This window comes from Pseudomonas fluorescens (genome assembly GCF_040448305.1).
In the GTDB taxonomy this organism is placed as follows: domain Bacteria; phylum Pseudomonadota; class Gammaproteobacteria; order Pseudomonadales; family Pseudomonadaceae; genus Aquipseudomonas; species Aquipseudomonas fluorescens_BH.
Genome location: NZ_CP148752.1, coordinates 5,971,157 through 5,983,536, shown reverse-complemented (window position 1 = coordinate 5,983,536; position 12,380 = coordinate 5,971,157). Strand labels below are relative to the sequence as shown.

The following is a 12,380-nucleotide window of genomic DNA, read 5'->3' as shown; positions in this document are numbered from 1 at the left end:
GGCGTGAGGTGAGCCGACGCCACAAGTGTCGAGCCAGGACGAAGTTCTCTAAGGGGAGGCCGACGGGTCTCCCTTTTTTCTTGTGTGGAATTTGACCCGCTGGCCTCAATAAATAAGTTGCGTGACAGATAACCTGTCGCAGAACCGGCCAGCGCTTTCCCAGTCTTACGTACAGGCCCTTACCCGCAATGAGGTAAAGCATGAAATCGCGCATCTGGCGTTTGGCCGGCGTTGGTTTGCTGTGTGTCAGTGTCACCGCGCAAACGATGGCCGATGAACCGCAAAACCGTGGCCATGATGGCGGGCAACACGGCCAGGGTGGGCATCAGGGCGATAACCAGGGCCATGGTGGCAGCAACCAGCCGCACCCGAAAAATGGCCAGCAGCAGAATCAGCCCCGTGCGCAAAACAACGACAATCGCCAGTACGATCACAACGGCCAGAATCAACGTCAGGACAATGACCAGAGGCAGAACCGTCCAGCGCCGGATTTCAACAGCCGGGTGCGATCGCCGCTACCCATGCCGCAGATGCCTGCCACTGACATGCCAATCCAGCCCCGGCCCGACACCGTGCGCCAGACCCAGCAGCCGCAGCGCGGTTACTACCAGGATCAGCCGCGTCGCAACGATTACAACCAGCGCTGGAATGGCTACACAGTCGCACCGTCCTATGACAATTACGGGCAGGGGCGCCCGAGTGGATACGGTAACAGCTGGGGACCTGGTCCCAGGTATCGCCCCGGCCAAGTGATCGACCGCTTCCCCGAGCGCAACTTCCGCGTGCCTTACCGTGGCATGGATTACTACTATTCCGGTGGCTACTGGTATCGCCCGCTGGGCCCGCGTTATGTGGTGGTGGAGCCACCGCGCGGGATTCGTGTCAGGTACCTGCCTGATTACGCCGAGCAGGTGTGGATCGGCGGGGCATTGCTGTTCCTCGCGGCCGGTTCCTATTACGCCTATCAGCAAAGCACTCAGGACTACGTCGTGGTCGAACCGCCGGTTGGCCAATCGCAACCTCCAGCCGGCAACAGTGGTTATGACGTGGAGGCGTATCCAGCCAACGGACAGTCGCCGGAGCAGGTCAGTCGGGATGGTTACGAGTGTTATCAATACGCGGTGCAGCAGAGTGGTTTCGATCCACGAGCCGCCACCTACCAGCCCGACCCGTCGGTGGTGCAAGCCTACCGACAGGCCCAGGGCGATTGCCTGAGCAGTCGCGGTTATCAGGTGACTTACTGATCCCGGGCGGCTTTCACCACTTCCTTCGGATCGGCATGCACCAGTACTTCGGCGCGCGGGTAGGCGCTGTGAATGGCAGCGGCCGCCTGATCGCTGATGCCATGGGCAACTGACAGCGTCAGCTCTCCCGGCAACTCCAGATGCAACTGCACAAACCACTGGTTGCCGGAGATCCGCGTGCGCAGGTCATGGGCACCCAACACGCCAGGCACGCTGCACGCCAATTCCAGCATGTGCTGGCTGACCTCCGGCGGCAGTTCTTCATCCATCAATACCGCAAAGCTCTCCCGGGCGATCTGCACCGCGCTCCACAGAATGTAGGCGGCGATTCCCAGACCGAACCAGGGGTCGACCTGATGCAGTCCAAACCCGGCCAACACCAGCGCGATCAGAATGCTGCCGTTGAGCAGCATGTCCGAGCGGTAGTGCAGGGAGTCTGCGCGCACCGCGTTGGAGCCGGTGGCCTTGACCACCCGATGTTGAAACATCAACAACGCCAGGGTCAGCACGAGGGAAAACACAATCACGCCGATACTGATCCACGGCGCGCCGACCGGTTCGGGATGTTTGAGCCGATCAAAGGCCTGCAACGCGATCAGTACCGCACTGCCGCCAATGAACAACGCCTGGGCCATGCCCGCCAATGACTCGGCCTTGCCGTGCCCGTAGCGATGATCATTGTCGGCGGGGCGCAGGGCGTAATGCACCGCCAGCAGGTTGAGCAATGACGTGACGCCGTCGAGTGTCGAGTCGGTGAGCCCGGCGAGCATGCTCACCGAGCCGCTCAGCCACCAGGCGATGGCTTTGGCGACGATCAGGATGCATGCCACCGCCACCGAGGCACGGGTCGCCAGCCGCAGCAGGCGGGCGTGTTCGGAGCTGGAGGTCATAGGGGCCATCGTTCCTTGAAGAGTCCTTTCACGCGTAGGGATTACGCGGCGGGTTGCAGGCCGAACATCGCCAGTTGCTGGGCGCTGCCCTTGCTCTGGATCAGGCGTGGATCGTCCAGTGGGAAGCTGCGGCCCAGCTCGCTTTCCAGAATAGTCTGCAACTTGCGGTTATCGACCTTGCCGTCGGGACCGATGGCTTCCTTGAGTTTTTCCGGTGCAACTTGTGCGGTCTCTCCCGGCGCGTAGTAAATCGCACCGGTGGCGAAGTCCACGGCAAACGCGATCAGGCCGGGGATGATGTAGAACAGCAGGCCCACGGCGTCGAGCGCGGCGATGGCCGGGTCGATCTTGCCTTCAATCTGGCCACGGCGATCCGGGTAGAAGATCGACCCGCAGGCGGTCACTTGAGTCAGCAAGGTTGCGACCAGAACACCGCCAATCAGGCGAAAGGGAGCACGCATATGAAATCTCCTGGGTAATCTCGAAACGAAACGTCGTCGGTATGAATTAGGACCGTGATTAACGCCACGCAGTTCGCCGTTATACTCGCCGCTCTGTTTGGGAGCCAGCATGATTTCTTTGCCGATCGATGAAGTTTTACCCGCCCTGCGTGAAGCCCTCGCTACACGCCACGAAGCCGTGCTCGAAGCACCACCCGGCGCCGGTAAAACCACCCGGGTGCCTTTGGCCTTGCTCAACGAACCGTGGCTGGCCGGGCAGACCATCCTGATGCTCGAACCCCGCCGGTTGGCCGCGCGTGCAGCGGCGGAGCGGCTGGCCAGTGAGCTGGGGGAGAAGGTTGGCGAAACCGTGGGCTATCGCATTCGGCTCGACAGCAAGGTCGGTCCCAACACCCGCATCGAAGTGGTCACCGAAGGCATCCTCACCCGGCGTTTGCAGGACGACCCTGCGCTCGAAGGCGTAGGCCTGCTGATCTTCGATGAATTTCACGAACGCAGTCTCGACGCGGATCTGGCGCTGGCCCTGAGCCTCAATGGCCGCGAACTGTTCCGTGACGATCAGCCGCTGAAAATCCTCCTGATGTCCGCCACGCTCGAAGGCGAACGCTTGGCCGGGTTACTGGACGACGCGCCGATTCTGCGCAGTGAAGGGCGTATGTACCCGGTGGCGATGCGCTGGGGCCGGCCGTTTCAGTCCGGTGAATTCATCGAGCCGCGTCTGGTGCAGACCATCCTCGAAGCCTTGAACGACGAGACCGGCAGCGTGTTGGTGTTCCTGCCGGGGCAGGCAGAAATCCGCCGCGTGCATCAGCAACTGGCGGATGCCTTGGGCGAAAATACTCAGGTTCTACTGTGCCCGTTGCACGGTGAACTGGACCTCGCCGCGCAACGGGCCGCGATCGATCCGGCACCGGCGGGCAAGCGCAAAGTGGTGCTGGCCACCAACATCGCCGAGACCAGTTTGACCATCAACGGCGTGCGCGTGGTGATCGATGCCGGGCTGGCGCGGGTGCCGCGTTTCGACCCCGGCAGCGGCATGACCCGTCTCGACACCCAGCGCATTTCCAAGGCCAGCGCCACCCAGCGCGCGGGCCGGGCCGGGCGACTCGAGCCGGGCGTGTGTTATCGCTTGTGGTCCCAGGACCAACACGAGCAACTGGCGGCCTATGGCAGTGCGGAAATCCTTTCGGCGGACCTCGCCGGGCTGGCCTTGCAACTGGGACGTTGGGGCGTGACGCCCGGACAACTGGTGTGGCTCGACGTGCCGCCGGCCGCCGCTTATGCACAGGCTCAGGACCTGCTCGAACGCCTGGGGGCTCTGGAGGGTGAAGCGCTGACCCGTCACGGTCAGGCCATGGCCGAGCTGCCGGCGCATCCGCGCATCGCGCATTTGCTGTTGCGCGGCCAGGCGCTGGGCCTGGCGGACATGGCCTGCGATGTCGCGGCACTGCTCGGCGAGCGCGATATCTTGCGCGGCGCCGGGGCGGACTTGCACAGCCGACTGGTACTGCTGTCTGGCGAAGAGCGTGCCGCACGCGGTGCCCAGGGGGGCGTGCAGCGCGCACGGCAACTGGCGCGGCAGTATCGTGGTTACCTGCGCGGCAAAGCCTCGGAGCCGGTCAGCGATCCGGATCACCCGCGCTGGCTCGGCGCGTTGCTGGCGCTAGCCTATCCCGACCGCGTCGCCCAGCAACGGCGCGCCGGTGGAGCGGAATATCGCTTGGCCAACGGCCGTGCCGCGCTGTTCGCCGAGGCTGACAGCCTGATGAAGCAACCGTGGCTGGTGATCGCCGATCTGGGCAGTCGCCAGGGCCAGCGTGAGGAGCGGATTTATCTGGCGACGGACTTCGATCCGGCGCTCTTCGATTCAGTGCTGGCCGAGCAGGTGCGCTGCGTCGATCAACTGGATTGGGATGAACGTGAAGGCGTGCTGCGGGCCGAGCGTCAGCGCAAGGTCGGTGAACTGATCCTCAGCCGCGAGCCACTGACAGGCCTCGACGAAACCGCCCGCAGCCAGGCACTGGTGAACCTGGTGCGACGCAAAGGCCTGGAGCTGTTGCCGTGGACCCCGGAGCTGCGTCAGTGGCAGGCGCGGGTTGCCTTGTTGCGTCAATTGGACCTCGCCGCCAAGGGCGAGAGCCAGTGGCCGGATGTCAGCGACGCGGCGTTGCTCAAGAGTCTGGAGCACTGGCTGATGCCGTATCTGGGCAAGGTTTCGCGGCTCAGTCACTTCGCCAATCTTGATCTGTCGAGCATCGTCCACAACCTGCTGCCATGGCCGCTGCCGCAGCGGCTGGACGAACTGGCGCCCCATCATTTGAGCGTGCCGTCGGGCTCCTCGATTCGCCTGGACTACAGCGAACAGCCGCCGATTCTGGCGGTGCGTTTGCAGGAGTTATTTGGCCTCGCCGAAACCCCGCGCATCGCCGGAGGCCGGCAGGTGGTCAAGCTGCATCTGTTGTCTCCGGCGCGCCGGCCGGTGCAGGTGACGCAGGACTTGGCCAACTTCTGGCGCAGCACCTACGCCGAAGTGAAGAAGGATTTGAAGGGGCGTTATCCGAAGCATTACTGGCCGGATGATCCGCTGGTGGCGGAGGCGACTGCGCGGATCAAACCGCGTAAATAACGGCTGAACGCTGGACTCTGTGGTGAGGGGGCTTGCCACAGAGTTACTGCGATCTTTCGGATTTCGCCGTGAGTTGCTCGCGGCAATAGTCCGCAAACAACTGCGCCGGCTTGGTCAGCTGCCCACGCTTGAGCCATGCCGCCACCAGCCCGGATCCGGTGACGTCTTCGGCGATGTCCACGCACACCACTTTCTGCCCGTCGTAGGTGCACTCCGAATGCGGTTTGGTCACCAGGATCGAGAACCCGAATCCCTGTCCAACCATGCCGCGCACCATCTCGATCGATGGCGAGCTGAAGGCGATGCGTGGCGTCAGGCCCAGTTCATCGAACAGGCTGACGAAATAGGTCCGGCTCGGCTGCACGTCCAGAAGAATCATCGGCTCCAGGTACAGGTCCCGCAGCGACACCTGTGCCTGCTGGGCAAAACGGTGATCCGCCGGCAGTAGCGCGTAAGGTCGTTGCGCCGGCATCAGCGGTTCAGTTTCGATGGTGCCGTCGAGGTCATGTTCATAGAGGATCGCCAGATCGAAGGCTCCGGAGGTCAGGCCTTGCACCAGTTCTTGTTGCTCGCCGTCGCGGATGCGGATTTCCACCCCCGGGTACAACGCCGAAAACCCGGCGATCAATTGCGGCAGGTACAGCGGCGCGACGGTTTCGAAACAGCCGATATCAATCTGCCCGGAGACCACATCGTTGTCGGCCAGGGCGTTCTGTTCGAACTCCTTGGCCATGCGCAGCAGTTCCTGGGCCTTGCGGTAGAAGCGTGCACCGCTGGGGGTCAATGAAACGCCCTGTGCATGGTGACGAATCAGCAGTTGCACGCCAAAACTGTCTTCCAGCCCTTTGATGGCCGTGGAGATCGAAGGCTGGGCGATGTACAGCTTGCGCGAGGCCTCGGCGACGCTGCCGCACTCGACGGTGGTGATGAAGTATTTCAGTTGACGCAGATTGTAGGCAGCCACAGCAAACCTCGGGGGAGAACGGATCAGGCATCCTGGCAATTTGCGCGCCACCCCGATCCGCTCGGGTAGCGATTTGTTGTGTTTGAACAATAACCACATGCTGCGCCAGAAGGGAGATTGGCTACGTAGTTTTTTCTTGGCCTGCGAACACATTTTTACTGGTTTTCCACCGCTTGGGCCTGAGCGACTATCCAATACACAAGAATGTCCTCTGGAGCATCTGAACGTGTTCGAGCTTGAGTATTGGCAACGCAAGGCCGCTTCCCTGCGGTTTCCCGACCAGGCCGTGATCGACGGCCAGCGCCGCCCGGCGCAGTCGGGACAGACTTTCGCCGCGATCAACCCTGCCACCGGGCAATGCCTGGCCAACGTTGCCGCCTGCGGTGAAGAAGACGTGAACGCGGCGGTGCACAATGCGCGGCAGGTCTTCGAGGCTGGCACCTGGGCTGCGCGCTCGCCGACCGAACGCAAGCAAGTGCTGTTGCGCCTGGCCGACTTGATCCTCGAAAACCGTGAAGAGCTGGCGCTGCTCGATTCGCTGAACATGGGCAAGCCCGTCACGGACGCCTACAACATCGACGTGCCGGGTGCCGCCGGGGTGTTCCGTTGGTACGCCGAGAGCCTCGACAAACTCTACGATCAGGTCGCGCCGAGTGCGCAGAACGTGCTGGCAACCATTACCCGCGAAGCCCTCGGCGTGGTGGCTGCCGTGGTGCCGTGGAATTTCCCCCTGGACATGGCCGCGTGGAAACTCGCCCCGGCCCTGGCCGCGGGTAACTCGGTGATCCTCAAGCCTGCCGAGCAGTCGCCGTTTTCCGCCCTGCGCCTGGCTGAACTGGCGCTTAAGGCGGGGATTCCGGCAGGCGTACTCAACGTACTGCCGGGCCTCGGCGAGCAGACTGGCAAGGCCCTCGGCCTGCACCCGGACGTCGATTGCCTGGTGTTCACCGGCTCCACTGAAGTCGGCAAATATTTCATGCAGTACTCGGCCCAGTCGAACCTCAAGCAGGTGTGGCTGGAGTGCGGCGGCAAGAGTGCCAACCTGGTGTTCGCCGATTGTCAGGACTTGGACCTGGCCGCCGAGAAAGCCGCATTCGGGATCTTCTTCAATCAGGGCGAAGTCTGCTCGGCCAACTCACGGTTGCTGGTGCAGCGCTCGATTCATGACGAGTTCGTCGAACGCCTCAAGGCCCAGGCCGAACGCTGGTTGCCGGGCGATCCGCTGGACCCGTCGAGCGCCGCCGGGGCCATCGTCGACAGCCGTCAGACCGCGCGCATCATGAAGTTCATCCAGCAGGCCGAGCAGCAGGGCGCGACCAAGGTTTGTGGCGGTCGGCAGTCGATCTTCAACGGCTCGGACAACTTCATCTTGCCGACGATTTTCACCGGCGTGACACCGGACATGCCGCTGTTTCGCGATGAAGTATTCGGCCCGGTGTTGGCGATCACGCCATTCGACGACGAGGCCCACGCCTTGCAGTTGGCCAACGACAGCGTCTACGGTCTGGCGGCTTCGCTGTGGACCGACGACCTCAACCGCGCCCACCGTGTGGCGCGACAATTGCGGGCCGGTACGGTGTCGGTCAACAGCGTCGATGCGCTGGACGTGACCGTGCCTTTTGGCGGTGGCAAGCAGTCGGGTTTCGGCCGCGACCTGTCCCTGCATTCATTCGATAAATACACCCAGTTGAAGACCACCTGGTTTCAATTGCGCTGATAACAAAACGGAGAACTGGCGATGACCACACCACGTGATACCCGCGACTACCAGGCCGCCGACGCTGCGCACCACATCCATGCGTTCGTCGATCAGAAAGCCCTTAACGACGAGGGGCCACGGGTGATGGTCCGTGGCGAACGCCTGCACCTGTGGGACAACGATGGCCGGCGTTACCTCGACGGCATGTCCGGGCTGTGGTGCACCAACCTCGGTTACGGGCGCAAGGACCTGGCCTTTGCTGCGAGCCAGCAACTGGAACAGCTGCCGTACTACAACATGTTTTTCCACACCACCCACCCGCAGGTGATCGAGCTGTCCGAGCTGCTGTTCAGCCTGCTGCCGGCTCACTACAGCCACGCGATCTACACCAACTCCGGCTCCGAAGCCAACGAGGTGTTGATCCGCACGGTGCGTCGCTACTGGCAGGTGCTCGGCAAGCCCGAGAAGAAAATCATGATCGGCCGCTGGAACGGTTACCACGGTTCGACCTTGGCCGCGACGGCGCTGGGCGGTATGAAGTTCATGCACGAAATGGGCGGCATGATTCCGGACATCGAGCACATCGACGAGCCGTACTTCTTCGCCCACGAAGGCAACCTGACCCCAGCCGAATTCGGTCTGCGCGCGGCACAGCAACTGGAAGCGAAGATTCTCGAGCTGGGTGCGGACAAGATCGCGGGCTTCATCGCCGAACCGTTCCAGGGCGCCGGCGGCATGATCTTCCCGCCGGAAAGCTACTGGCCGGAAATCCAGCGCATCTGCCGCAAGTACGACGTACTGCTGTGCGCCGATGAAGTGATCGGCGGCTTCGGTCGTACCGGCGAATGGTTCGCCCACGAGTACTTCGGTTTCGAGCCGGACACCCTGTCCATCGCCAAGGGCCTGACCTCGGGGTATATCCCCATGGGCGGCTTGATTCTGTCGAAGAAAATGGCCTCGGTGCTGGTGGAGCAGGGCGGCGTGTTTGCCCATGGCCTGACCTATTCCGGGCACCCGGTGGCGGCGGCGGTGGCGATTGCCAACCTCAAGGCCCTGCGTGATGAAGGCGTGGTGACGCGGGTCAAGGACGACATCGGCCCGTACCTGCAGCAGTGCCTGCGCGAAGTGTTCGGCAAGCACCCGCTGGTGGGTGACATCCAGGGCACCGGCATGGTCGCGGCGCTGCAACTGGCTGAAGACAAATCCATTCGCAAGCGTTTCGCCAACGAGAACGACATCGCCTGGCGCTGCCGCACGATTGGCTTCGAGGAGGGGGTGATCATTCGCTCGACCTTGGGCCGGATGATCATGGCGCCGGCGTTGATTGCCAGCCGTGAAGAGATTGATGAGCTGATCAGCAAGACTTTGAAAGCGGTGGATCGCACGGCGCAGGAATATGGTCGGCTCTGATATCGCCTGAAGGTCCTGCGGACCTTATTCGCGAGCAGGCTCGCTCCCACATTGGATTTGTGCCGATCTCAGTAATGAAGTCGGCATAGAACCCCTGTGGGAGCGAGCCTGCTCGCGAATGCTATTGATCATTCGACACATTTTTCATGCCTTGCACTGACCTTGTGCAACTTTGCCATTGCCGCCTTTTAGCAGTGCGCACTAACCAGTTTTTTCATCACTCGCATCCACATATTTCCTCATTTTCCTAATCCCGCCCTTGGGCCAACATCGATCTCGCCAGCCCACCGAATGCTGTCCGCCGAAGGGTCCCCGAGAGACCACAGGTTGCAGCCGATTCAGGGTTCGCCGTACTGCCCATGACAAAACTAAATCAACAGCTTTGGGAGTGCTCCATGATCAAGTCCTTGCTTACCCGCGTTGCCCATCCACTGGCGGTCACCGCCATCGCCGCGACGGTCGCCACCAGCGCCCAGGCCGGCACCCTGTCCATCGGTCATACCACCTGGGTCGGCTACGGCACCCTGCACCTGGCCCGGGACCTTGGCTACTTCAAGGAAAACGGTTTGACCGTCGAATTGCCGGTGGTCGAAGAAGCGGCGATGTACATGGCCGCACAAGCGTCCGGCGAATTGTCCGGCTCGGCGTCGACCATCGACGAGGTGCTCAAGTACCGTCCGCAATTCTGCTTCAAGGCCGTGGCCGCGCTGGACGACAGCCATGGTGGCGACGGCGTGCTGGTGGGCAAGGACGTCAAGAGCCTGCAGGAACTCAAAGGCCAGGCCGTTGCGGTCAACGAAGGTTCGACCTCGCAGTTCTGGCTGTCGTATCTGCTGAAAAAACACGGCATGAAAATGAGCGACATCACCGTGCAGAACATGACGGCCGACGACGCCGCCACCGCGTTCATCGCCGGTCGCGTACCGGCCGCCGTGACCTGGGAGCCGCACCTGTCGATGGTTCGCGACAAAAAGCAGGGCAAGGTGCTGATCGACAGCAGCAGCACACCGGGGGTGATCGTCGACGTGGTCGCACTGAACTGCAGCGTGATCGAAAAGCAGCCGGAAGACGTCAAGGCCCTGGTGGCCGGTTTGTACAAAGCCGTGCAGTACACCAAGGATCATCCGCAGGAAGCCTACAAAATCATGGCCAAGGGTGTCGGCGGTTACCTGGCCGATCCGAAGGAAATGGAAGCGGCCGCCCAGGGCGTGCGTTTCTACGATCAGGCCATGAGCGAAAAACTCCTGGGCTCGCCGGGCAAGCCGGGTGACAGCGCACCGCTGATCAAACTGGCCAACGAGACCGCCAGCGAGCTGCAAGGCAAGCCCTACAACGTCAGCAATGACGACCTGATCGACAACCGCTTCGTCACCCCGCTCTAGGAGGCTGCATGTTCAAGCGCAATTCATGGCTGAGCCGCTGCATCACGCCCAAGACCGGTTTGCCGGTCTCGGTGATCTGGAGCGCGAGCGGCCTGGCCTGGGTGTTGTTGGTCGGCCTGTGGGCCGGCTTGTCCTACGGTGGCGTGGTGCCGGGCATGTTCCTGCCGACGCCGGGCGCGGTGGTCGAGGCCGCCGTGCGCCTGGGTCGCGACGGCACCCTCGGCCAGCATGTATGGGCCAGCGTCGAAGTGGTGATGGTCGGTTTCATCGTGTCGTCCCTGGTGGCGGTGCCGCTGGGGCTGTTGATGGGCAGTTTCCGCATCGTCCAGGCGTTCCTTGAGCCGCTGGTGAATTTCATTCGCTACCTGCCGGTGACCTCGTTCGTGCCGCTGTTCATCCTGTGGATCGGCATCGGTCTGGAGCAGCGGGTGTCGGTGATCATCTTCGGCGTGTTCTTCCAGCAACTGGTGATGATCGCGGACGTGTCCAAAGGCATCTCCAAGGACCTGATCAACGCCTCCTACACCTTGGGTTCGAACCGCCGCGATGCGGTGTTGCATGTGATCGCTCCAGCTTCGCTACCCGGCGTGCTCGACACCCTGCGCGTGACCATGGGCTGGGCCTGGACTTACCTGGTGGTGGCTGAACTGGTCGCCGCTTCCAGTGGCCTGGGTTACCTGAGCCTCAAGGCCATGCGTGGCTTCCAGGTGGATGTGATTTTCCTCGCCATCGCGATTATCGGCCTGCTGGGCCTGGTCACCGATCAACTGTTCCGTTTCCTACGTCTGAGGATCACCGCATGGGCTCAGTAACCGCCGCCACTCATCGTTTTGTCGCCCCTCAGGCTGCACCGGTAAGCGCGCCCCGGCTGAAAGTGGACAAGGTCAGCCTGAGTTACAGGAAACCCGATGGCGGTACCTTTACCGCGTTGGAGGAAGTGTCGTTCGAGGTGCCGGACCAGCAATTTGCGGTACTGGTGGGGCCTTCGGGTTGCGGCAAGTCGAGCCTGCTGTACCTCACCGCCGGCCTGGCCGAACCGACCTCGGGCGAGATCTACGTCGGCGGCCAACAGGTGGAAGGCCCCGGCGCGGACCGTGGCATGGTGTTCCAGAGCTACACGCTGTTCCCGTGGCTGACGGTGCGGCAGAACGTCGAATTCGGCCTCAAGCGCCGCGGCATGCCGGCGGCGCAACGCAAGGACATCGTCGATTACTACGTCAACGAAGTGGGCCTGAGCGGCTTTGCCGACAACTACGCCAAGCAGTTGTCCGGTGGAATGATGCAACGCGTGGCGATTGCCCGGGCGTTGGCCAACGATCCACAGATCCTGCTGATGGACGAACCCTTCGGCGCCCTCGACAGCCAGACGCGCCTGCAAATGCAGCAGTTGTTGCTGCGGGTGTGGGGCAACAGCAAGAAGACCGTGTTGTTCGTGACCCACGACATCGACGAGGCGATTCTGCTGGGTGACCGGGTGTATGTGATGGGCGCCAGGCCGGGGCGGATCAAGCAGATCCTGGATGTGCCGATCGAGCGCCCACGTCACCTCGATATGGTCATGGAACGCTCGTTCATCGAGATGAAGCGCGAGATCTTCGGGCTGCTGCATGATGATCTGGAGGAGGTGCATTAAGGCTGATTGCGGCCATGCACCATCCCTGTGGGAGCGAGCCTGCTCGCGATGGCGTAGTGTCAGTCAATATT

General features: G+C 62.4%; 10 protein-coding genes. 7 read left to right on the top strand and 3 right to left on the bottom strand.

Features of this window, described 5'->3' with window-relative positions:
• Positions 1-200: 200 nt before the first annotated feature.
• Positions 201-1,244 carry a DUF6515 family protein gene (locus WHX55_RS27270; RefSeq protein WP_150726976.1) on the top strand — a complete coding sequence of 348 codons (1,044 nt, stop codon included), beginning with the start codon at positions 201-203 and terminating at the stop codon, positions 1,242-1,244.
• On the opposite strand, the gene WHX55_RS27265 is transcribed toward WHX55_RS27270, so the two are convergent.
• On the bottom strand, positions 1,238-2,134 hold the full coding sequence (locus WHX55_RS27265) for a cation diffusion facilitator family transporter (protein WP_150755025.1): 897 nt from the start codon (positions 2,132-2,134) through the stop codon (positions 1,238-1,240). The genes WHX55_RS27270 and WHX55_RS27265 overlap by 7 nt on opposite strands.
• A 41-nt stretch (positions 2,135-2,175) precedes the next feature.
• Positions 2,176-2,595 carry a polyribonucleotide nucleotidyltransferase gene (locus WHX55_RS27260; RefSeq protein WP_353741635.1) on the bottom strand — a complete coding sequence of 140 codons (420 nt, stop codon included), beginning with the start codon at positions 2,593-2,595 and terminating at the stop codon, positions 2,176-2,178.
• A 109-nt stretch (positions 2,596-2,704) separates the two neighbouring features.
• On the opposite strand from WHX55_RS27260, the gene hrpB reads away from it, so the two are divergent.
• Positions 2,705-5,221 (top strand): ATP-dependent helicase HrpB, encoded by a 2,517-nt coding sequence (gene hrpB / locus WHX55_RS27255; RefSeq protein ID WP_353741634.1) that lies wholly within the window; start codon positions 2,705-2,707, stop codon positions 5,219-5,221.
• A gap of 43 nt (positions 5,222-5,264) precedes the next feature.
• On the opposite strand, the gene WHX55_RS27250 is transcribed toward hrpB, so the two are convergent.
• The gene (locus WHX55_RS27250; protein ID WP_007994018.1) at positions 5,265-6,185 is read right to left on the bottom strand and encodes a LysR family transcriptional regulator; all 921 of its coding nucleotides are present in this window, start codon (positions 6,183-6,185) and stop codon (positions 5,265-5,267) included.
• Between the two features lie 226 nt (positions 6,186-6,411).
• Between WHX55_RS27250 and WHX55_RS27245 the strand changes: the two genes are divergently transcribed.
• The 5 genes from WHX55_RS27245 to WHX55_RS27225 all read left to right on the top strand — a co-directional run bounded on the left by WHX55_RS27245 (position 6,412) and on the right by WHX55_RS27225 (position 12,309).
• On the top strand, positions 6,412-7,902 hold the full coding sequence (locus tag WHX55_RS27245) for an aldehyde dehydrogenase (protein ID WP_353741633.1): 1,491 nt from the start codon (positions 6,412-6,414) through the stop codon (positions 7,900-7,902).
• A gap of 21 nt (positions 7,903-7,923) precedes the next feature.
• Complete coding sequence (locus WHX55_RS27240) at positions 7,924-9,294, top strand: aspartate aminotransferase family protein (RefSeq protein WP_151214167.1); 1,371 nt, start codon at positions 7,924-7,926, stop codon at positions 9,292-9,294.
• Between the two features lie 395 nt (positions 9,295-9,689).
• Entirely contained in the window at positions 9,690-10,676 is a 987-nt protein-coding gene (locus WHX55_RS27235) for an ABC transporter substrate-binding protein (RefSeq protein ID WP_353741632.1), read from the top strand.
• Between the two features lie 8 nt (positions 10,677-10,684).
• The gene (locus tag WHX55_RS27230) at positions 10,685-11,488 is read left to right on the top strand and encodes an ABC transporter permease (RefSeq protein ID WP_007990681.1); all 804 of its coding nucleotides are present in this window, start codon (positions 10,685-10,687) and stop codon (positions 11,486-11,488) included.
• A complete protein-coding gene (locus WHX55_RS27225) occupies positions 11,476-12,309 on the top strand; it encodes an ABC transporter ATP-binding protein (RefSeq protein ID WP_353741631.1) in 834 nt (277 codons plus the stop codon). Before WHX55_RS27230 ends, WHX55_RS27225 begins: the two co-directional genes overlap by 13 nt.
• Positions 12,310-12,380 lie beyond the last annotated feature (71 nt).

Bases quoted from the DNA above. Each gene is read 5' to 3' on its own strand.
- WHX55_RS27270 (WP_150726976.1), top strand. From the start codon at position 201: ATGAAATCGCGCATCTGGCGTTTGGCCGGCGTTGGTTTGCTGTGTGTC.
- WHX55_RS27265 (WP_150755025.1), bottom strand. From the start codon at position 2,134: ATGACCTCCAGCTCCGAACACGCCCGCCTGCTGCGGCTGGCGACCCGT.
- WHX55_RS27260 (WP_353741635.1), bottom strand. From the start codon at position 2,595: ATGCGTGCTCCCTTTCGCCTGATTGGCGGTGTTCTGGTCGCAACCTTG.
- hrpB (WP_353741634.1), top strand. From the start codon at position 2,705: ATGATTTCTTTGCCGATCGATGAAGTTTTACCCGCCCTGCGTGAAGCC.
- WHX55_RS27240 (WP_151214167.1), top strand. From the start codon at position 7,924: ATGACCACACCACGTGATACCCGCGACTACCAGGCCGCCGACGCTGCG.
- WHX55_RS27235 (WP_353741632.1), top strand. From the start codon at position 9,690: ATGATCAAGTCCTTGCTTACCCGCGTTGCCCATCCACTGGCGGTCACC.
- WHX55_RS27230 (WP_007990681.1), top strand. From the start codon at position 10,685: ATGTTCAAGCGCAATTCATGGCTGAGCCGCTGCATCACGCCCAAGACC.
- WHX55_RS27225 (WP_353741631.1), top strand. From the start codon at position 11,476: ATGGGCTCAGTAACCGCCGCCACTCATCGTTTTGTCGCCCCTCAGGCT.